Below are 19458 nucleotides of genomic sequence, written 5' to 3'. Positions count from 1 at the left end.
TCTCGCAAATACGCTGTTATTTACGCAAAAATTATTTTGTTTTCTTTTAAAGTACCGTTTTTTGACAGCAAAAAATCAACAGTCAGCCTTCCTTCATGGTTCGCGAAGATTACGTCGATATGTCTGTTTGACAAGCCGTGACAAACAGCGTCTTTTTACGGCAAAAATTTGTCCAAGGGCAACATCAGCGAAAGTAAGAAATTTTCACACGACAAAAGAACTATGTGGAAATAATTTTTATATGCATAATTATAGACTTAGCTTCATTTGTATGACTTTTTAAAATTGTGCAATAAAAGCAATATGTACAACTTTTCTATCAACTCTAAACTCCATAACCACACCTTGTTAACATTTTAAAATTCCAGATTACATTTTGTTACACGTTTAACACTTGATTTAAGATTTGTAATGGCTAGATTGAAATCAGATGTAATCCATTAGTTTTATATTTTACCCATTTAGGGTTGATTTATTACTACACACAGCAGTGCAACATCTGTCAGTACTTCTGGTGCCTCTATTTTATAAAGGCAGCTGTCAGGTGTGCGATTAATAAAAAAAGCGGGGTTTCATCATGTTTAATGAAGTCCATAGTATTCATGGTCATACATTACTGTTGATCACTAAACCTTCTTTGCAGGCGACCGCGTTATTGCAGCATTTAAAACAATCGCTGGCAATCACAGGAAAACTGCATAATATTCAACGTTCTCTGGACGATATATCTTCTGGCTGCATTATTCTGTTGGATATGATGGAAGCAGATAAAAAGCTCATTCATTACTGGCAGGATACATTAAGCAGAAAACACAACAACATTAAAACGCTGTTGTTAAATACTCCAGATGATTACCCGTACCGCGACATTGAAAACTGGCCGCATATCAATGGTGTTTTTTACGCCATGGAGGATCAAGAACGCGTAGTCAATGGGTTGCAAGGCGTCTTACGTGGTGAATGCTACTTTACGCAAAAGCTTGCCAGTTACTTGATTACACATTCCGGTAACTATCGTTATAACAGCACGGAATCAGCCCTCCTTACTCATAGGGAAAAAGAGATCCTTAATAAGCTGCGTATCGGCGCCTCCAATAACGAGATTGCTCGTTCGCTGTTCATCAGCGAAAACACGGTAAAAACGCATCTTTATAATCTTTTCAAAAAGATAGCAGTTAAAAACCGAACACAAGCGGTCTCATGGGCAAACGATAACCTCAGGCGATAAAGCCATGAAACGTTATTTATGCTGGATTGTAGCAGTAGAACTTCTCTTCGCTGCGGGAAATGTTCACGCCGTTGAAGTAGAAGTACCGGGATTGTTAACTGACCATACCGTTTCCTCTATTGGCCATGATTTTTACCGTGCCTTTAGTGATAAATGGGAAAGTGACTACACCGGTAACTTAACAATTAATGAAAGACCCAGTGCACGATGGGGAAGCTGGATCACAATAACGGTGAATCAGGACGTTATTTTCCAGACATTTTTATTCCCATTGAAAAGAGACTTCGAGAAAACTGTTGTCTTTGCACTGATTCAAACTGAAGAGGCACTAAATCGTCGCCAGATAAATCAGGCGTTATTGAGTACGGGCGATTTGGCGCATGATGAATTTTAAATAAAAATTGTTCGGAGGCTGCAATGCGTGTCAAACATGCAGTAGTTCTACTCATGCTTATTTCACCATTAAGTTGGGCAGGAAATATGACTTTCCAGTTCCGCAATCCAAACTTTGGTGGTAACCCGAATAACGGTGCTTTTTTATTAAATAGTGCCCAGGCGCAGAACTCGTATAAAGATCCGAGCTATGACGATGACTTTGGTATTGAAACGCCATCGGCGTTAGATAACTTTACTCAAGCCATCCAGTCCCAAATTTTAGGTGGGTTGCTGACAAATATTAATACGGGTCAGCCAGGAAGAATGGTGACCAATGAATATATTGTTGATATTGCCAACCGCGATGGTCAATTGCAGTTGAATGTGACGGATCGCAAGACAGGACAAACCTCGACCATCCAGGTTTCGGGTTTACAAAATAACTCAACCGATTTTTAAGCCCCAGCTTCATAAGGAAAATAATCATGCAGCGCTTATTTGTTTTGGTTGCCGTCATGTTGCTGAGCGGGTGCTTAACCGCCCCACCTAAAGAAGCCGCCAGACCGACATTAATGCCTCGTGCCCAGAGCTACAAAGATTTGACCCACCTGCCAGCGCCAACAGGTAAGATCTTTGTTTCGGTATACAACATTCAGGACGAAACCGGGCAATTTAAACCCTACCCGGCGAGTAACTTCTCCACTGCTGTTCCGCAAAGCGCCACCGCGATGCTGGTCACGGCATTGAAAGATTCTCGCTGGTTTATACCGCTGGAACGTCAGGGCCTACAAAACCTGCTCAACGAACGCAAGATTATTCGTGCGGCACAGGAAAACGGCACTGTCGCGGTAAACAACCGAATCCCGCTTCAATCGCTGACCGCAGCCAATATCATGGTTGAAGGCTCTATTATTGGTTATGAAAGCAACGTCAAATCGGGCGGTGTTGGGGCGAGATATTTTGGTATTGGTGCAGATACGCAATACCAACTTGATCAGATTGCCGTGAACCTGCGCGTCGTCAATGTGAGTACCGGTGAGATCCTCTCTTCGGTGAACACCAGTAAGACGATCCTTTCGTATGAAGTCCAGGCGGGTGTCTTCCGCTTTATTGACTACCAGCGGTTACTGGAAGGGGAAGTGGGTTATACCTCTAACGAACCGGTTATGCTCTGTCTAATGTCCGCCATCGAAACAGGCGTTATCTTCCTGATTAACGACGGCATCGACCGTGGCTTGTGGGATTTGCAGAATAAATCAGAACGGCAGAATGACATTCTGGTGAAATACCGTCACTTATCAGTACCACCGGAATCCTGATACATAAAAAAGCCGGAGTTTATTCCGGCCCTTTACGATTCAATCTAAAGCGTGAGTGCTCCTCACGCTTTATTTTTGACTTGTTGCTCACGGTGAGCGGACTTAGCACTGCGCGCCGCCAGCCAAAGACCGCTGTTTTTCATTGCGTAACCAAACACCAGCCCAAGCGCCAGCGAAGGTAGCACCAGCTTCCAGTTCCCTTGCCCGGCAAACGTCGCACATGCACCAATAAACGTCCCCGGAACAAACGACAACAACACCTGTTTCGCCTGAATACACATCAGAAAAGCGACAATACCGGTTATGACATAACCGAGAATTTCCAGATGTGGTGCCAGAGCACTGCCGTAAATAATAACCATCGCCCACACCACGCCGCTAAGCAGTGTTGCAGCGGAAATAGCCAGCCCTTTTAGCCCACCTTGCGGACAGGCAAAGTAGGCCGTGCAGCCCAGGAAACCTGCCCAGCTAAGTAAGCCAAGGGAAACAGCCACCCAGCCCCAGATACCGGAGAGAATGCCTGTTGTGATTGCAATAGAGAGAAGTATGTTCATGCCGCGCATAATAGCAGAAAACGCGACTATGAATGAGATCGAGCACACATTTTATGCAACAGCTATATATAGATTGCAGTAATGAGTGATTCCGATCACATTTACTCCTCTGATTCTTCCTCAAGTTCATCCCACATTGCGCTGATTGCATCGCGGGTCAGCGGTGCCATGGTGCGCCAGAACGGTGTAGTCGCATGAGCCTCTACTTTTCCGAGAAATGCGCCGCACCAGGGCAACAAGTACTCGCTAAACAGTGTTTCCAGAGCTTCGCTTTCATCCTCTGTTGACTGATCTTCCAGCCAGGAAGCGGCCAGCAGCAAAGTACCGATGTGATCGGCTGGCGTATCCGCTAACGGCATCCCGCGTTCAGAAAGGAAAGTACGGATTTCCGCTTCTGTGGCTCCCTCAACCCAGGTGCTGCGATAAGGTGAAACTGCGCATTCATCACCGACGAATAATGCATTGTAATCGGCAGAAACTTGCGCCATATCACAGCTTTTCTGCAAACGCGCCAGCAATTCATCCTGTTCCAGCGGCCAGTTCGCCGCCAGTTTCCCTTCACGAATTAAGGTAAACAGCGGAACCAGTAAAGGATCCTGCGGTTGACGGTAATAGAGCGAACCCAGCACACGACACAGGATAGAAAACTCGTTCATTAATTTATTTCCGTTAATAGCAATTAAAGATCAGCAAATTCCGCAATCGGCGCCATACCGCGAGATTCAAGGAAATTCAGCAAACGGCGTGGCGAAACATTCAATATTCTCTCTTCCGGAAAATCCACTGCGTCGAGGATCTTACGGCATTCTTCAAAATCGCCCATGGTAAAAGCGGTATGAGAATCCGATCCTAACGCGACCCAACCTCCGGCATCGCGCACCGCAGCGGCAACCGCACGGCAGTTATCTTCACTGCCCTTACGCGAATGTAAGAATGAGGAGTTATTGATTTCCAGCGCCACCTGATACTTAGCAGCAGCTTCAGCAACAGCTTTAAAATCAATTGGATATCGTGGATTTCCGGGATGGCTAACCACGTGCACATGCCCACTCGCCATCGCGGCAATCATGGCCTGAGTATTCGTAGCTTCATCATGCGGCGCAAAAACCGGTTCATGAAAACCAGCAATAATCAGATCCAGCGAGTCAAACATTTTGCCGCTGCAATCAATTTCACCATCAATATTTTTGATATTGGCTTCGATGCCACGCAGGATCCCCACCCCATCGACGACTCGCGGCCAGATACGCATATTAATAAAGTGCCAGTGATGCGGTGCATCTTCCATATCAGGGCCATGATCGGTGATTGCAAAAAGTTTAATGCCTTTCTGTTTGGCCTGGGCAATGTAATCACTTAATGTGCTATATGCATGTGTACTGGCAACGGTATGCATATGAAGGTCGACGGGATACATAACTCTCTCCTGTATTCAATTCCCGCCAAGGATAGCAGGAATCCGTATGGTTTATTAGTAGCCTCGTACACGGTCGACTTGTCCGCTGACCGTCTTCCCTTTTTCGAGTTGTGTAATGGTGTGTGCTATGTACTCCACTGCTTCAACGGGTCGGGTAATGGCTGCGACATGTGGTGTTATTGTCACGCGTGGATGTTGCCAGAGCGGGCTTTCAGGCGGTAAAGGTTCACGATTAAAAACATCCAGCATCGCCGCTTTAACTTTACCGCTATCCAGCGCCGCGAGCAGGTCATCTTCCACTACATGAACGCCACGCGACAGGTTGAGGAGATATGCGCCATCCGGTAATTTTTCTAATAATTGTTGATTAATAATGCCGACGGTTTCAGGCGTATTCGGTAATAAATTAATTAATACACGGCATTGGCTCAAAAATTTTCCTAACTCTTCAGTTCCGGCAAAACTTTGTACGCCGGGCCAGCTTTTATGGCTACGGCTCCAGCAACGCAGTGGAAAACACCAGGTCTGCAAGCTCTGTGCGACTTTACTGCCCAATACGCCAGCCCCCAGAATGCCGATAGTAAAATCTTCCCGTTGATACTCAGGCAGAGGTTGCCAAAGCGAAGCATTTTGCTGCGCTCGATAATCGTCAAAACGTCTGAACCAATGGAGCACCTGACTGACAGCATATTCCTGCATTTGCTCGCCCATACCCGTATCTTCCAGGCGAAAAAGTGGAATAGACGGTTTCAGCATTTCAGGGTATGTCTGTAATTTACTCAAAATCGAATCAACGCCGGCACCTAATGCGAACACAGCCTTAAGATCACGACCTGCCAGCATTTCAACAGGTGGATGCCAGACCAAAGCATAATCCGCAGGATGATTATCACCGGTTTTCCATGCTCTGACTCTGGCCTGAGGAATAGCTTTACCCAGCGCATCAATCCACCAGGCGGTATCGAACACAGGATGATAAAAAATGATATCCATACTGACTCCCGAAAGCGGTTTTGCGGAATTTACCCGCGCTTATCATTATGATCTATAAAGCTCCTCAGCATAACAAATCCACTGCTGGTGGTAAAAAAAGCAAACTTTGCTTATTAAAGTTGCAGATTGATTGAAGTTTGAATAAACGCGCTATTTTTTTAAAAAGTTTGTTGACCTCAGGCCGTGATTTCCCTAAATTAGCGCCCGTTCCAGCAAGACAGGAACGACAATTTGGTGAGGTGTCCGAGTGGCTGAAGGAGCACGCCTGGAAAGTGTGTATACGGCAACGTATCGGGGGTTCGAATCCCCCCCTCACCGCCATATTTTAAGAAGAGCCCGTACGTAAGTACGGGCTTTTTTTTCGCATATTGCACACACCGGGGGGATGAGAAACCCCGACCGGGGTTCGACAACTGGCGACAGCCAGTTGGACAGTCCGCGAACGCAGTGAGTGGGCTGCCCGCAGGGCGAGTGAAGCGAGTCAATCCCCCCCTCACCGCCATATTTTGAGAAGAGCTCGTATGAAAGTGGACTGCACCTTACTCAGCTGAGTGTCCAACTTTTGGGGTGCACTCCACGCCAGGGCTCTGTACCATTAAAAATCTCAACTATAGGCATGTAGCGTACGTTGGCAAAGTGCCGAACGTACGCAATCCTCTTTACTAAATCGGACAATCCCGACCATTTCATCTTCTTCGAAACGTTCCAGCGCGTCACTTAATCCGGAGCGCACACCGCGAGGTAAATCGCACTGTGTAATATCTCCGTTAACAATAACCGTCACGTTTTCCCCGAGGCGGGTTAAAAACATTTTCATTTGCGCGGCAGTCACATTCTGCGCCTCATCAAGGATGACGACTGCATTTTCAAAGGTACGTCCACGCATATAGGCGAACGGCGCGATTTCGACCTTCCCTATCTCCGGTCGCAGGCAGTATTGCATAAAGGAAGCGCCCAACCGCCGAACCAGCACGTCGTAGACCGGACGAAAATAAGGAGCAAACTTTTCTGCGATATCTCCAGGTAAGAAGCCAAGATCTTCATCGGCTTGCAGAACAGGACGGGTGACGATAATTCTGTCGACATCCTTATGTATCAGGGCTTCTGCCGCTTTTGCCGCACTGATCCAGGTTTTACCACACCCGGCTTCGCCCGTGGCGAATATCAGTTGCTTACTCTCAATAGCCTTCAGATAGTGCAATTGCGCTTCATTTCGCGCGAGGATTGGCGAGGTATCGCGACTGTCGCGAGCCATGCCAATGGCTTCTACGCCGCTCATCTGCACAAGCGAGGTGACCGATTCTTCTTCACGCTGTTTATGGCTGCGCGAATCCCGTCTCAGCACACGTTTTGCCTCGCGACGAGCTTTGATCACTGCTTTTTGTCTTCCCATGGAGAGCACCTTGAGTTGTTTGTATTCATCACACGCGCCGTTGGCAGCGCGATTATGCGCACGAACATCAGAGGGTTGGCTTCCTTGTAAGCCATAGTTTGCTTTTGGAGATAACACCGAAAACGGCTACGCGCACCGTTAAAGGCGTCGGTAACACGAATAAAGAAAGGAAGTGGGTAAAAATACAGAGTGACGAGATGACTACCGGAGGAGAACTCTCCGCGAGTGGTGAAACGTTGCTTAACAAAACATTGTCCAGTACAGGACGTTACCATCCGCGATCTCCATAGTGACTGACTATCACTGCCGGGAACTACCGCTGTTACTTAATAAGTACAACAGTTTTTGCCTTTATTGCAACAATAAATTTACTTATATTTAACTACAAAACACCATTTCTATGACATTAGTTTCTACTGGAAAGATGACAGAGTGATGACAGTGATGGAAAAAGCTGTGTGCTTTCAGCAGGATTCGCGGTGCTGGTAAAATGTGCCTTATGCTTGCCGGATGCGGCGTAAACGCCTTATCCGCCTACCGATCCGGCACCGATTGTAGAACTGATAAGATGCGCCAGCATCGCATCAGGCACCAGCGCACGAACGTCGGATGCGGCGTAACGCCTTATCCTGCCTACCGATCCTACACCGATTGTAGCCTGATGAGATGCGCCAGCATCGCATCAGGCATCAGCGCACGAACGTCGGATGCGGCGTAACGCCTATCCGCCTAAAAACATTAAACCCGCAATAATGCGCTTCCGAGATAATCGTTCGCGTCCTTCACCCCTGGCAACGCAAAGAAATAACCGCCACCGATAGGTTTAACGTATTCCTCCAGCGCCTCGCCGTTCAGCCTTTTTTGTACTGTCAGGAAGCCCTTTTCCAGATCGTGTTGGTAGCAAACGAACAGTAGCCCCATATCCAGTTGCCCGGAGTTGGTGACGCCCAGTGAATAACTGTAGCCACGGCGCAACATCAGGCTGGACTCACTCTCTGGCGTGCGGGGATTCGCCAGCCGGATATGGCTGTCCAGTGCTATCACCTTCCCTTCAGGATCGCTGGCGTAATCGGGCACATCATGCTCGTGCTGCATTCCCAGCGGAGCACCGGTTTGCTTATCACGACCAAAAATCGTCTGCTGTTCTTTCAGCGGCGTTCTGTCCCAAAACTCCACCCGAAACTGAATCAACCGCACCGCCTGGTAGCTACCACCGATAGCCCAGGCTGGTTCCTGCTGATCTGCCGTGACCCACACCACTTTTTGCATCAACTTCGCATTATGGCTGTCGGGATTAGCAGTGCCGTCTTTAAAGCCCAGCAAATTAATCGGCGTCTCTTTGCCTTTACTACGCGCCGCATGATCGGAAATAAACCCTTCCCGCTTCCAGCGCACGCTGAGCAAATCCGGCGTGTGTTTAATGATATCGCGCAGCGCATGGATCACCGTGTCCTGGGTATTGGCGCAAATCTGTAGCAACACATCTCCATGACATAACGCTGCATCAAGCGAGTCGTTGGGGAAACGCGTCATTTTTTGCAACTTTTTCGGCATCTGCGGGGTAAGACCAAACCGTTCATCAAACAACGAGTAACCAACAGACAACGTGATGGTGAGATTATCAGGCGCAATGTAGCCGCCAAGAATGCCGGAATCGAGTGGCGGCAGGCGCGGATTTGGCGTTTCTGGTGCCGTTCCGCCCTGAGTCAGAAAAGCAAAACGCTGAGTCAACAAGCGAAACAACCGCTCAAGATCGGTTTTATCACTGGCAAGTACATCAAACGCCACCAGCATCATTGCGGCCTGCTGTGGCGTCACAATCCCCGCCTGATGTTCGCCATAAAACGGCTGTTTCTCATTTCGCGCATCCGGCGAAAGCGTACCCGGCGCACTTTGCGTTTTTTGTGCATGAGCGACCGGGCAACTCCCCGCCAGCGCCAGCGCGCCAATCCCTTTCAGTAAACGTCGGCGTGACGGTTCATTCACGCCGTTTTCATCTTCATACTGCATAACGCTTAGTCCAGCCCCAGCACACCGCGAAGTTGCGCCAGATCTTCCGCCAGTGCGGTAATCGGGCCTTTCAGTGCGTTCCGGTCGGCATCGGTCAGCTTGTCGTAGGTTTCAAAACCGTCTTTGGTACGGTATTTCGCCAGAATGGTATCGACCTTTTTGAAGTTGGTATCGACTTTTGCTAACAGTTCCGGGTTAGCTTTTTGCAATTGTGGACGCAGCAGATCGACAATTTTCTGCGAGCCTTCAACGTTGGCCTGGAAGTCCCACAGATCGGTGTGGCTGTAACGATCTTCTTCACCACTGATTTTGCTGGCTGCCACTTCCTCAATCAGTCCGGCTGCGCCGCCGACCACTTTTGAAGGTGGGAAAGCCAGTTCACTGATGCGTTTATGCAAATCGACCACATCGGTATAAAGCTGGTCAGCGTACTGATCCATTCCTTTGGTGGTGTTGTCGCCAAACAAGGCTTTTTCCAGACGGTGGAAACCGGTGAATTTCGGGTCGGCGGCTTTTTGCTCGTAATCATCCTCACGGGCGTCAATGCTGCCATCCAGATCGGAGAACAGTTCAGCGATCGGTTCAATGCGCTCATAGTGCTGGCGCGTCGGCGCATACAGTGCTTTCGCTTTTTCGATATCGCCCGCTTTAATGGCGTCGGTAAAGGCTTTAGTGTCGGTCACCAGCTGCGTAGTTTCCGCCATGACATACGTCTTATATGCGGTAATTGCACCGCCGAGGCTTAACAGTGCATCACTTTGCGCCGCATCCGCCGTCGCCTCGCCTTTGACGATCAACTTCCCTTTCGGGTTAGTCAGCAGACCGCAGGTCATATCGTATTCACCAGGCTGTAAATTCGCCGTCATTTTTTGGCTAAAACCAGGGGCGATATTTTCCCGCTCTTCCACCACCATCACGCCTTTGAGGATCTCCCACTCCAGCGCCTTCTGACTGTGGTTCTGAATGATAAACTGCGTTTTCCCGGCGTTAACCGTAATAGTCATTGGTTCGCACTGCTTATCCGTCACGGTCACTTTGACCTGCGGCACATCAGCGGCATTTGCCATAAAAGCAGAAGAGAACAGCGCAGCCACGCTTAATTGCAGTGCGCTACGGCGGAAGTTAATGGTCATGACGAGACTATCCCTTTAAAGTATGTTGTAACTAAGCAAGAGTTTGCGTCGTATTTGTTACGCGGAGCGAGACGCTGTCGTTCCTGCACGTGGCGGCAGAGCAAACGCCACCAGCGCCGGGATGAGATAAATAAACCAGACGGCGACTTCGCTGACGCTCGGCGCTTCCTGATAACCAAAAATACCTTCCATCAGCGTGCCGAACAGCGAGTGAGTTGAGAGCACCGCGCTCATATCGAAGGCGATTTCCTGAAAGTGGTTCCACAATCCGGCTTCATGAAATGCGCGAATGGCACCTGCTGCCAGCCCTGCGGCGACGAAGAGAATAAACAGGCTGGTCCATTTGAAAAATGCGCCAAGATTGAGGCGAATACCGCCCCAGTAGAGCAGGAAACCAAGCACCACGGCCGTGGCGAGGCCAAGCATTGCACCGAGCGGCGGCCAGATCCCGACATCTTGCTGAAATGCCGCCAGCAGGAAAAAGACCGACTCCAGCCCTTCCCGTGCAACGGCAAAAAAGACCATCATCACCAGCGCCCAGCCGTGATGATTCCCGCGATGCAATGCGCTATCGACCGCCTGCTCCAGTTGCACTTTGACGTTGCGCGACACCTTGCGCATCCAGAAAACCATCCAGGTGAGGATCACCACGGCGATCACCGCCACGATCCCTTCAAACAGCTCCTGCTCTTTTTGCGGAAATTCGCCGGTGGTTTCATTAATGAAGATACCCAAGCCCAGGCACAACGCAGCGGCAAACAGCACGCCAATCCACATCACACCAATCCATCGGCCTCGCTGGGTACGCTTAAGATAGCTGGCAATCAAACTGACAATCAGCGCGGCTTCAAGTCCTTCGCGCAACATAATGAGAAACGGAACAAACATGCCACCCACCCTTAAACGTTTTTCTGAGTCAATCTATGCAAAGAAAAGTAAATCGCAGTGATAGCGATTATCATTACGGTAAAGAAAAATACAAGCGGAATGTAGTGATAATGATGAGGAAATGTAAAAATATTTTGAGAGAAAACACAGAGAGCAATCACTGATTGCCCTCTGTCTGCTTCCCATTATGACGTGGAATTTTCGGTAAAACGCCTTCCCTTAACCTTCCTGCAACCGTGACGGTGGCGCCGAATGATAGTGCGCATCTGCTTCGGCAAAGCGTTTTTGCATCGCCGCTGACGGCGCTTTACCCAGCAAACTAAACACCACAATCCCAATGCTGCCGAAGATAAAGCCCGGAATAATTTCGTACAGACCCAGCCAGCCGAACTGTTTCCAGACGATAACCGTCAGCGCACCGATGATCATCCCCGCCAGCGCGCCGTTGCGCGTCATGCGTGACCACATCACCGAGAACAGCACCACCGGACCAAACGCCGCGCCAAAACCTGCCCACGCGTAGCTCACCAGCCCCAGCACGCGGTTTTCCGGGTTCGCTGCCAACGCAATGGCCACCAGCGCCACCACCAGCACCATAACACGCCCTACCCACACCAGTTCTTTCTGGCTGGCATGTTTACGCAGGAATGCTTTGTACAGATCTTCGGTAATCGCACTGGAGCACACCAGCAGTTGGCAGCTTAAGGTTGACATCACCGCCGCCAGAATCGCCGACAGCAGGATCCCGGCAATCCACGGATTAAACAGAATTTGCGCCAGTTCGATAAACACGCGTTCAGCGTTCTGGTTTACCGCACCTGCTACCGCCGGATGATCATTAAAGTAAGCAATCCCAAAGAAGCCGACAGCCACCGCCCCAGCAAGGCAGAGGATCATCCAGGTCATACTGATACGACGCGCATGGACGATGCTGTGGTGAGAATCCGCCGCCATAAAACGCGCCAGAATATGCGGCTGCCCGAAGTAACCCAGCCCCCAGCCCATCAGCGAGATAATGGCGACAAAATTCAGCCCTTTAAGCATATCAACGTTTTCAATGCTCTTTTGTTTGATCACTTCCAGCGAGTCGCCAAACCCACCAACGCTAATGATTACAATAACCGGCGTCAGGATCAGGGCAAAAATCATCAGGCTGGCCTGTACGGTATCGGTCCAGCTCACCGCGAGGAAGCCGCCAATAAAGGTATAAAGGATGGTCGCCGCTGCACCTGCCCACAGAGCCGTTTCGTAGCTCATGCCAAAGGTGCTTTCAAACAGACGCGCGCCTGCCACAATGCCCGAAGCGCAATAAATGGTGAAGAACAGCAAAATAACCAGCGCGGAGATAATGCGCAAAATACGGCTTTTATCTTCAAAGCGCCCGGTGAAATAATCCGGCAGGGTTAAGGCGTTATTGTTGTATTCGGTATGCACACGCAACCGCCCGGCCACCAGTTTCCAGTTAATCCACGCGCCTAATGTCAGGCCAATAGCGATCCAGCTTTCGGAAATCCCGGAAAGAAACACTGCGCCCGGCAATCCCATTAACAGCCAGCCGCTCATATCCGACGCCCCCGCCGATAATGCCGTTACAAACGGCCCAAGGCTGCGACCGCCCAGAATATAGTCGTCAAAGTTTTTCGTTGATCGCCAGGCGATAAACCCAATCAATATCATGCCAAAGATATAGACACAAAATGTCACCAACATCGGTGTGCTAATAGCCATCTAAAGTCTCCAAAAAATTATTATCGGCAATGTCGAAACTCGCCGTTATATCTGCCACCGGAACGGGGTAACAGAGTTTATGTTTACCAGGGCGACCGTATCCTGCCGGAAGCGTTGGTTATTCACAATCGATTTAACACATCATTTACATTAAATTTTAGTGCCCAGCGATACTATTTTTCATCAGGTTGCACTCCCTCACATTTTTTGCGGTTGCACCTTTCAAAAATGTTAACTGCCGCAGAGAAAAAGTCTGCGTTATTTTTTTATTCCCTGTCATATCGATTTCTTTTATTAACATTTCATTCATTTTTAAGCTTGCTACGTAAGTCACATTTAACATGGTTGCACAAAGTTGCAACATAATGGATATTTCACAATAACGTTAAGTTGCACCTTTCAGAACAACAGGAGTAATGGCATGGGAACCACCACCATGGGGGTTAAGCTGGACGACGCGACGCGTGAGCGTATTAAGTCAGCCGCGACACGTATCGATCGCACGCCACACTGGTTAATTAAGCAGGCGATTTTTTCTTATCTTGAACAACTGGAGAACAGCGATACCCTGCCGGAGCTGCCTGCGCTGCTTTCTGGCGCTGCCAATGAGAGCGATGAAGCACCGACTCCGGCAGAGGAACCACACCAGCCATTCCTCGACTTTGCCGAGCAAATTTTGCCGCAGTCAGTTTCCCGTGCTGCCATCACCGCTGCCTATCGCCGCCCGGAAACCGAAGCGGTTTCTATGCTGCTGGAACAAGCTCGCCTGCCGCAGCCGATTGCGGAACAGGCGCACAAACTGGCATATCAACTGGCAGATAAACTGCGTAATCAAAAAAACGCCAGTGGTCGCGCAGGCATGGTTCAGGGATTATTGCAGGAGTTTTCACTGTCATCGCAGGAAGGCGTGGCGCTGATGTGTCTGGCGGAAGCGTTGCTACGTATTCCCGACAAAGCCACCCGTGATGCGTTAATTCGCGACAAAATCAGCAACGGTAACTGGCAGTCACACATTGGTCGTAGCCCGTCTTTGTTTGTTAATGCCGCCACCTGGGGGCTGCTGTTTACCGGCAAACTGGTTTCTACCCATAACGAAGCCAGCCTCTCCCGTTCGCTAAATCGCATTATCGGTAAGAGCGGTGAACCGCTGATCCGCAAAGGTGTGGATATGGCGATGCGCCTGATGGGCGAACAGTTTGTCACTGGCGAAACCATCGCGGAAGCATTAGCCAATGCCCGCAAGCTGGAAGAGAAAGGTTTCCGTTACTCTTACGATATGCTCGGCGAAGCCGCGCTGACCGCCGCAGATGCGCAGGCGTATATGGTGTCCTATCAGCAGGCGATTCACGCCATTGGCAAAGCATCCAACGGTCGTGGCATCTATGAAGGGCCAGGCATTTCAATCAAGCTGTCGGCGCTGCATCCGCGTTACAGCCGCGCCCAGTATGACCGGGTAATGGACGAGCTTTACCCGCGTCTGAAATTATTAACCCTACTGGCGCGTCAGTACGATATTGGTATCAACATTGACGCCGAAGAGGCAGATCGTCTGGAGATCTCCCTCGATCTGCTGGAAAAACTCTGTTTCGAGCCAGAGCTGGCAGGCTGGAACGGCATCGGTTTTGTTATTCAGGCTTATCAAAAACGCTGCCCGATGGTAATTGATTACCTGATTGATCTCGCCACCCGCAGCCGTCGCCGTCTGATGATTCGCCTGGTGAAAGGCGCGTACTGGGACAGCGAAATCAAGCGTGCGCAGATGGACGGTCTTGAAGGTTATCCGGTTTATACCCGCAAGGTGTATACCGACGTTTCTTATCTCGCCTGTGCGAAAAAGCTGCTGGCGGTGCCGAATTTAATCTACCCGCAGTTCGCGACGCACAACGCCCATACGCTGGCGGCAATTTATCAACTGGCGGGTCAAAACTACTATCCTGGTCAGTACGAGTTCCAGTGCCTGCACGGCATGGGCGAACCACTGTATGAGCAGGTCACCGGGAAAGTTGCCGACGGCAAACTTAACCGCCCGTGTCGTATTTATGCCCCTGTCGGCACACATGAAACGTTGCTGGCGTATCTGGTACGCCGCCTGCTGGAAAACGGTGCCAACACGTCGTTTGTTAACCGTATTGCCGATACCTCTTTGCCGCTGGATGAACTTGTTGCCGATCCGGTCACTGCTGTAGAAAAATTGGCGCAACAGGAAGGGCAAACAGGGCTACCGCATCCGAAAATTCCGCTGCCGCGCGATCTTTACGGTCAGGGGCGCGACAACTCGGCAGGGTTAGATCTCGCCAACGAACACCGTCTGGCATCGCTCTCCTCTGCCCTGCTCAACAGTGCGCTGCAAAAATGGCAGGCCTTGCCAATGCTGGAACAGCCGGTAGCTGCAGGTGAGATGTCACCCGTTATTAACCCTGCGGAACCGAAAGATATTGTGGGCTATGTGCGTGAAGCCACGCCGCGTGAAGTGGAACAGGCACTGGAAAATGCAGTTAATAATGCGCCAATCTGGTTTGCCACTCCTCCGGCTGAACGTGCGGCGATATTGCATCGCGCTGCCGTGCTGATGGAAAGCCAGATGCAGCAACTGATTGGTATTCTGGTGCGTGAAGCCGGGAAAACCTTCAGTAACGCCATTGCTGAAGTGCGCGAAGCTGTCGATTTTCTCCACTACTACGCCGGACAGGTGCGGGACGATTTCGCTAACGAAACTCATCGTCCATTAGGGCCAGTGGTGTGTATCAGCCCGTGGAACTTCCCGCTGGCGATTTTCACCGGGCAGATCGCCGCCGCACTGGCGGCAGGTAACAGCGTACTGGCAAAACCGGCAGAACAAACACCGCTGATAGCCGCGCAAGGGCTCGCCATTTTGCTGGAAGCCGGTGTACCGCCGGGCGTGGTGCAGTTGCTACCAGGACAGGGTGAAACCGTGGGCGCACAACTGACGGGTGATGATCGCGTGCGCGGGGTGATGTTTACCGGTTCAACCGAAGTCGCCACGTTACTGCAACGCAATATCGCCAGCCGCCTGGACGCTCAGGGTCGTCCTATTCCGCTTATTGCTGAAACCGGCGGTATGAACGCGATGATTGTCGATTCCTCCGCTCTGACTGAACAAGTTGTCATAGATGTGCTGGCCTCGGCGTTCGACAGTGCAGGTCAGCGTTGTTCGGCGCTGCGTGTGCTGTGCCTGCAAGATGAAATTGCCGACCACACGCTTAAAATGCTGCGCGGCGCAATGGCTGAGTGCCGGATGGGTAATCCGGGTCGCCTGACCACCGATATCGGGCCGGTAATTGATAGCGAAGCGAAAACCAATATTGAGCGTCATATTCAGACTATGCGCGGCAAAGGCCGTCCGGTGTTCCAGGCGGTGCGGGAAAACAACGAAGATGCCCGTGAATGGCAAAGCGGCACTTTTGTTGCTCCGACGCTTATCGAACTGGATGACTTTGCCGAATTGCAAAAAGAGGTCTTTGGTCCGGTGCTGCATGTGGTGCGCTACAACCGTAATCAATTGCCGGAGCTGATCGAGCAGATTAACGCTTCCGGTTATGGTCTGACGCTCGGTGTCCATACGCGTATTGATGAAACCATTGCCCAGGTCACTGGCTCGGCGCATGTCGGTAACCTGTATGTTAACCGTAATATGGTTGGCGCAGTGGTTGGTGTGCAGCCGTTCGGCGGCGAAGGGTTGTCCGGTACAGGTCCGAAAGCAGGCGGTCCGCTTTATCTCTACCGTCTGCTGGCGAATCGCCCGGAAAGCGCGCTGGCGGTGACGCTCGCGCGTCAGGATGCAGAGTATCCGGTCGATGCCCAACTGAAAGCAGCATTAATTCAGCCACTGAATGCACTACGGGAATGGGCAGCAAACCGAACAGAATTGCAGACGTTATGTGCGCAATATGGTGAGCTGGCGCAAGCAGGAACACAGCGATTGCTGCCAGGGCCGACGGGTGAACGCAACACCTGGACGCTGCTGCCGCGTGAGCGCGTGTTATGTATTGCGGATGATGAACAGGATGCATTAACTCAGCTTGCCGCCGTGTTGGCCGTTGGCAGCCGGGTGCTGTGGACGGATGACACACTGCATCGTCAATTAGTGAAGGCATTGCCATCGGCAGTCAGCGAACGTATTCAACTGGCTAAAGCGGAAAATATTACCGTTCAACCGTTTGATGCGGTGATCTTCCACGGTGATTCGGATCAGCTTCGTGCACTGTGTGAAGCGGTTGCCGCGCGTGACGGTGCGATTGTTTCGGTGCAGGGTTTTGCCCGTAGCGAAAGCAATATCCTGCTGGAACGGCTGTATATCGAACGTTCGCTGAGTGTAAATACCGCTGCCGCTGGCGGTAACGCCAGTTTAATGACGATCGGTTAAGTGCTTGCCGGAGGATGTTGCAACTTCCTCCGGCATCATTAGCGTGGTCGAATCCCTTCAATAATAATCCGCTGCACGTTTTCAACCGTTTGATTGAAAAACACCTCATCGCGCAACGTCGCGCCTGTCACCGCCTCCACCTGGGGAGCGAAATCGGCGTAATGTTGGGTGGAAGCCCAAATCATAAAAATCAGATGCTGCGGATCAATCGGCGCGAGTTTGCCGCTTTTGACCCAACCGGCAATCAGCGCCGATTTCTCATCAATTAACGCCTTCAAATCCCCCGTCAGCTCATCCATTAACAGCGGCGCACCTGCCAGCATCTCCATACAGAACAGGCGCGAAGCCTGCGGATAATCACGGGAGACTTCCAGCTTCAGACGGATGTACTCTTTGATCGCCGCCAGCGGGGAAAAATCTTCACGAAACGCTTTTAACGGTGCCAGCCAGATATCGAGAATTTGCCGCAGCACGGCAATATACAGCGCCTCTTTCGACGGGAAGTAATACAGCAGATTGGTTTTTGACACGCCCGCCAACTCTGCGATCTGCTCCAGCCTTGTGCCGTGAAAACCGAATTGTGAAAAAGTGTCCAGTGCCGCACCAAGAATCGCTTTTTTCTTCGCGCTCACTGCGCGCGAACGTTTACCCGTTGTTTTCACTGCGCCTTGCGTCATGCACTCACCCCTCTTGTAGACTGGCAACAGGATAGCAAAATCAGCACGATGCCTCGACCATCAACATTCACGGTACAAATGAATAATGGTGGAATGAGCGAGAAAGGTATTAACACAAGGATATTAAGGAGAGTACCAGAACGAAAAACCGCCGGAATTACCGGCGGCAGTGGCGTAATGACGTGCGTCAGACAAAACGCATTCGTCATGGAGTAGCCCGGCTAGTTGTTGCTTTTGCCGTGACTGCTTTTGCCCCCTTTTTTTCCTGCTTCAGATGCGCGCTGCGGGTCATTTTTGAAATTCCCCCCGCTGTGCTGTCCACCTTTTTTACCTGCTTCTGATGCTCTTTCGCGGTCTTCTGCAAAATTGCCGGAACCGCCTCGATGGTTTGCCATTACTGACCTCCGTCATCATAGTGCCCAGGATTAACGCGGCGTATGGCGGGTGCCATATTTTCGCTACGTGGGACTAAGCTTAGTGAACTGACGCGGGTTAGCCTGCGTTTGGTAATATCCTGCAACAGCTTCTTAGCGAGAATAGATATCATTTCCGGTAATCAGCCATAAGCCGCTCTTATGATTAAAAAAACACTATGGGATAAAAATGTATCATTTTGCGACAAAATTACATGCTTGTGAAAATTGTTATAAATCAAATAAGTGGTTGTGAAATTTGCACTCTGAATAGGACGTCTTATCTTTAAATGAGTGGTAGCGAATCGCTACGGAATAGAGATAACACGAGGAGTGGTTAGAAATGGCTAAAGTTCTGGTGCTTTATTATTCCATGTACGGACATATCGAAACGATGGCACGAGCAGTCGCCGAAGGCGCAAGCAAAGTCGATGGCGCAGAAGTTGTCGTTAAGCGTGTACCGGAAACCATGCAGCCGCAATTATTCGAAAAAGCAGGCGGTAAAACGCAAACTGCGCCCGTTGCAACCCCGCAAGAACTGGCCGATTACGACGCGATTATTTTTGGTACACCAACCCGTTTTGGCAATATGTCAGGCCAGATGCGTACTTTCCTGGATCAGACTGGCGGCCTGTGGGCTTCCGGCGCTCTGTACGGCAAACTGGCGAGCGTCTTTAGTTCGACTGGCACCGGCGGCGGTCAGGAACAGACTATCACTTCAACCTGGACGACCCTTGCACATCACGGCATGGTGATTGTCCCCATTGGCTACGCAGCACAGGAATTATTTGACGTCTCGCAGGTTCGCGGCGGAACGCCTTATGGCGCGACCACCATTGCAGGCGGTGACGGTTCGCGCCAGCCCAGTCAGGAAGAGTTGTCTATCGCACGTTACCAGGGGGAATATGTTGCTGGTCTGGCAGTCAAACTTAATGGCTAATCTTCA

17 protein-coding genes, 1 tRNA gene and 1 other RNA gene are annotated in these 19458 nt (G+C 50.4%); 8 read left to right on the top strand and 11 right to left on the bottom strand.

Annotated features, from left to right (window positions below):
• Positions 1–577 precede the first annotated feature (577 nt).
• The 4 genes from csgD to csgG are packed head-to-tail and all read left to right on the top strand — an operon-like array spanning position 578 to position 2922.
• Positions 578–1228 carry a biofilm master transcriptional regulator CsgD gene (gene csgD, locus WES_RS12760; RefSeq protein ID WP_000481491.1) on the top strand — a complete coding sequence of 217 codons (651 nt, stop codon included), beginning with the start codon at positions 578–580 and terminating at the stop codon, positions 1226–1228.
• A 4-nt stretch (positions 1229–1232) separates the two neighbouring features.
• Positions 1233–1622, top strand: a complete 390-nt coding sequence (gene csgE / locus WES_RS12765) for a curli production assembly/transport protein CsgE (protein WP_000833234.1) — start codon at positions 1233–1235, stop codon at positions 1620–1622.
• Between the two features lie 23 nt (positions 1623–1645).
• A complete protein-coding gene (csgF, locus tag WES_RS12770; RefSeq protein WP_001264079.1) occupies positions 1646–2062 on the top strand; it encodes a curli production assembly/transport protein CsgF in 417 nt (138 codons plus the stop codon).
• Positions 2063–2088: 26 nt separating this feature from the next.
• On the top strand, positions 2089–2922 hold the full coding sequence (gene csgG / locus WES_RS12775; protein WP_001189336.1) for a curli production assembly/transport protein CsgG: 834 nt from the start codon (positions 2089–2091) through the stop codon (positions 2920–2922).
• Between the two features lie 62 nt (positions 2923–2984).
• On the opposite strand, the gene WES_RS12780 is transcribed toward csgG, so the two are convergent.
• From WES_RS12780 to ghrA, 4 genes are all read right to left on the bottom strand, one after another.
• Positions 2985–3476 (bottom strand): DUF1097 domain-containing protein, encoded by a 492-nt coding sequence (locus WES_RS12780; RefSeq protein WP_032147879.1) that lies wholly within the window; start codon positions 3474–3476, stop codon positions 2985–2987.
• Between the two features lie 101 nt (positions 3477–3577).
• Entirely contained in the window at positions 3578–4132 is a 555-nt protein-coding gene (gene ycdY, locus WES_RS12785) for a molecular chaperone YcdY (protein ID WP_001001895.1), read from the bottom strand.
• Between the two features lie 23 nt (positions 4133–4155).
• Entirely contained in the window at positions 4156–4893 is a 738-nt protein-coding gene (locus WES_RS12790; RefSeq protein WP_000283652.1) for a phosphatase, read from the bottom strand.
• 54 nt (positions 4894–4947) lie between these two features.
• Positions 4948–5886 (bottom strand): glyoxylate/hydroxypyruvate reductase GhrA, encoded by a 939-nt coding sequence (gene ghrA, locus WES_RS12795; protein WP_016158042.1) that lies wholly within the window; start codon positions 5884–5886, stop codon positions 4948–4950.
• A 233-nt stretch (positions 5887–6119) separates the two neighbouring features.
• Here ghrA and WES_RS12800 point away from each other — a divergent pair.
• Together WES_RS12800 and WES_RS22540 are read left to right on the top strand one after the other, a co-directional pair.
• Positions 6120–6207 (top strand) — tRNA-Ser (locus WES_RS12800).
• A gap of 44 nt (positions 6208–6251) precedes the next feature.
• A non-coding RNA gene (locus WES_RS22540) (RtT sRNA) lies at positions 6252–6388 on the top strand.
• Between the two features lie 102 nt (positions 6389–6490).
• Here WES_RS22540 and phoH read toward each other — a convergent pair.
• The 5 genes from phoH to putP form a co-directional block, all read right to left on the bottom strand.
• Complete coding sequence (gene phoH / locus WES_RS12805) at positions 6491–7279, bottom strand: phosphate starvation-inducible protein PhoH (protein WP_016158041.1); 789 nt, start codon at positions 7277–7279, stop codon at positions 6491–6493.
• 738 nt (positions 7280–8017) lie between these two features.
• Entirely contained in the window at positions 8018–9289 is a 1272-nt protein-coding gene (efeB, locus tag WES_RS12810) for an iron uptake transporter deferrochelatase/peroxidase subunit (protein ID WP_016158039.1), read from the bottom strand.
• A 5-nt stretch (positions 9290–9294) separates the two neighbouring features.
• Entirely contained in the window at positions 9295–10422 is a 1128-nt protein-coding gene (gene efeO, locus WES_RS12815) for an iron uptake system protein EfeO (RefSeq protein ID WP_016158038.1), read from the bottom strand.
• A 57-nt stretch (positions 10423–10479) separates the two neighbouring features.
• Positions 10480–11310, bottom strand: coding sequence for an iron uptake transporter permease EfeU (efeU, locus tag WES_RS12820; RefSeq protein ID WP_000497934.1), 831 nt, complete (start codon positions 11308–11310; stop codon positions 10480–10482).
• A gap of 219 nt (positions 11311–11529) precedes the next feature.
• A complete protein-coding gene (gene putP, locus WES_RS12825) occupies positions 11530–13038 on the bottom strand; it encodes a sodium/proline symporter PutP (protein ID WP_001018481.1) in 1509 nt (502 codons plus the stop codon).
• A 421-nt stretch (positions 13039–13459) separates the two neighbouring features.
• On the opposite strand from putP, the gene putA reads away from it, so the two are divergent.
• Positions 13460–17422 (top strand): trifunctional transcriptional regulator/proline dehydrogenase/L-glutamate gamma-semialdehyde dehydrogenase, encoded by a 3963-nt coding sequence (gene putA / locus WES_RS12830; protein ID WP_016158037.1) that lies wholly within the window; start codon positions 13460–13462, stop codon positions 17420–17422.
• 38 nt (positions 17423–17460) lie between these two features.
• Here putA and rutR read toward each other — a convergent pair whose 3' ends face one another.
• The gene (gene rutR / locus WES_RS12835) at positions 17461–18099 is read right to left on the bottom strand and encodes an HTH-type transcriptional regulator RutR (protein WP_010352087.1); all 639 of its coding nucleotides are present in this window, start codon (positions 18097–18099) and stop codon (positions 17461–17463) included.
• A 221-nt stretch (positions 18100–18320) separates the two neighbouring features.
• Positions 18321–18494 carry a con-10 family general stress protein gene (locus WES_RS12840; RefSeq protein ID WP_001273661.1) on the bottom strand — a complete coding sequence of 58 codons (174 nt, stop codon included), beginning with the start codon at positions 18492–18494 and terminating at the stop codon, positions 18321–18323.
• A gap of 361 nt (positions 18495–18855) precedes the next feature.
• Between WES_RS12840 and wrbA the strand changes: the two genes are divergently transcribed.
• On the top strand, positions 18856–19452 hold the full coding sequence (gene wrbA / locus WES_RS12845; protein ID WP_001151442.1) for an NAD(P)H:quinone oxidoreductase: 597 nt from the start codon (positions 18856–18858) through the stop codon (positions 19450–19452).
• Positions 19453–19458 lie beyond the last annotated feature (6 nt).

The sequence above is a fragment of the Escherichia sp. KTE31 genome (assembly GCF_000407925.1).
Classification (GTDB): domain Bacteria; phylum Pseudomonadota; class Gammaproteobacteria; order Enterobacterales; family Enterobacteriaceae; genus Escherichia; species Escherichia ruysiae.
Note: the sequence above shows the minus strand (reverse complement) of the source record. Positions and strands in the feature narration are given on the sequence as shown.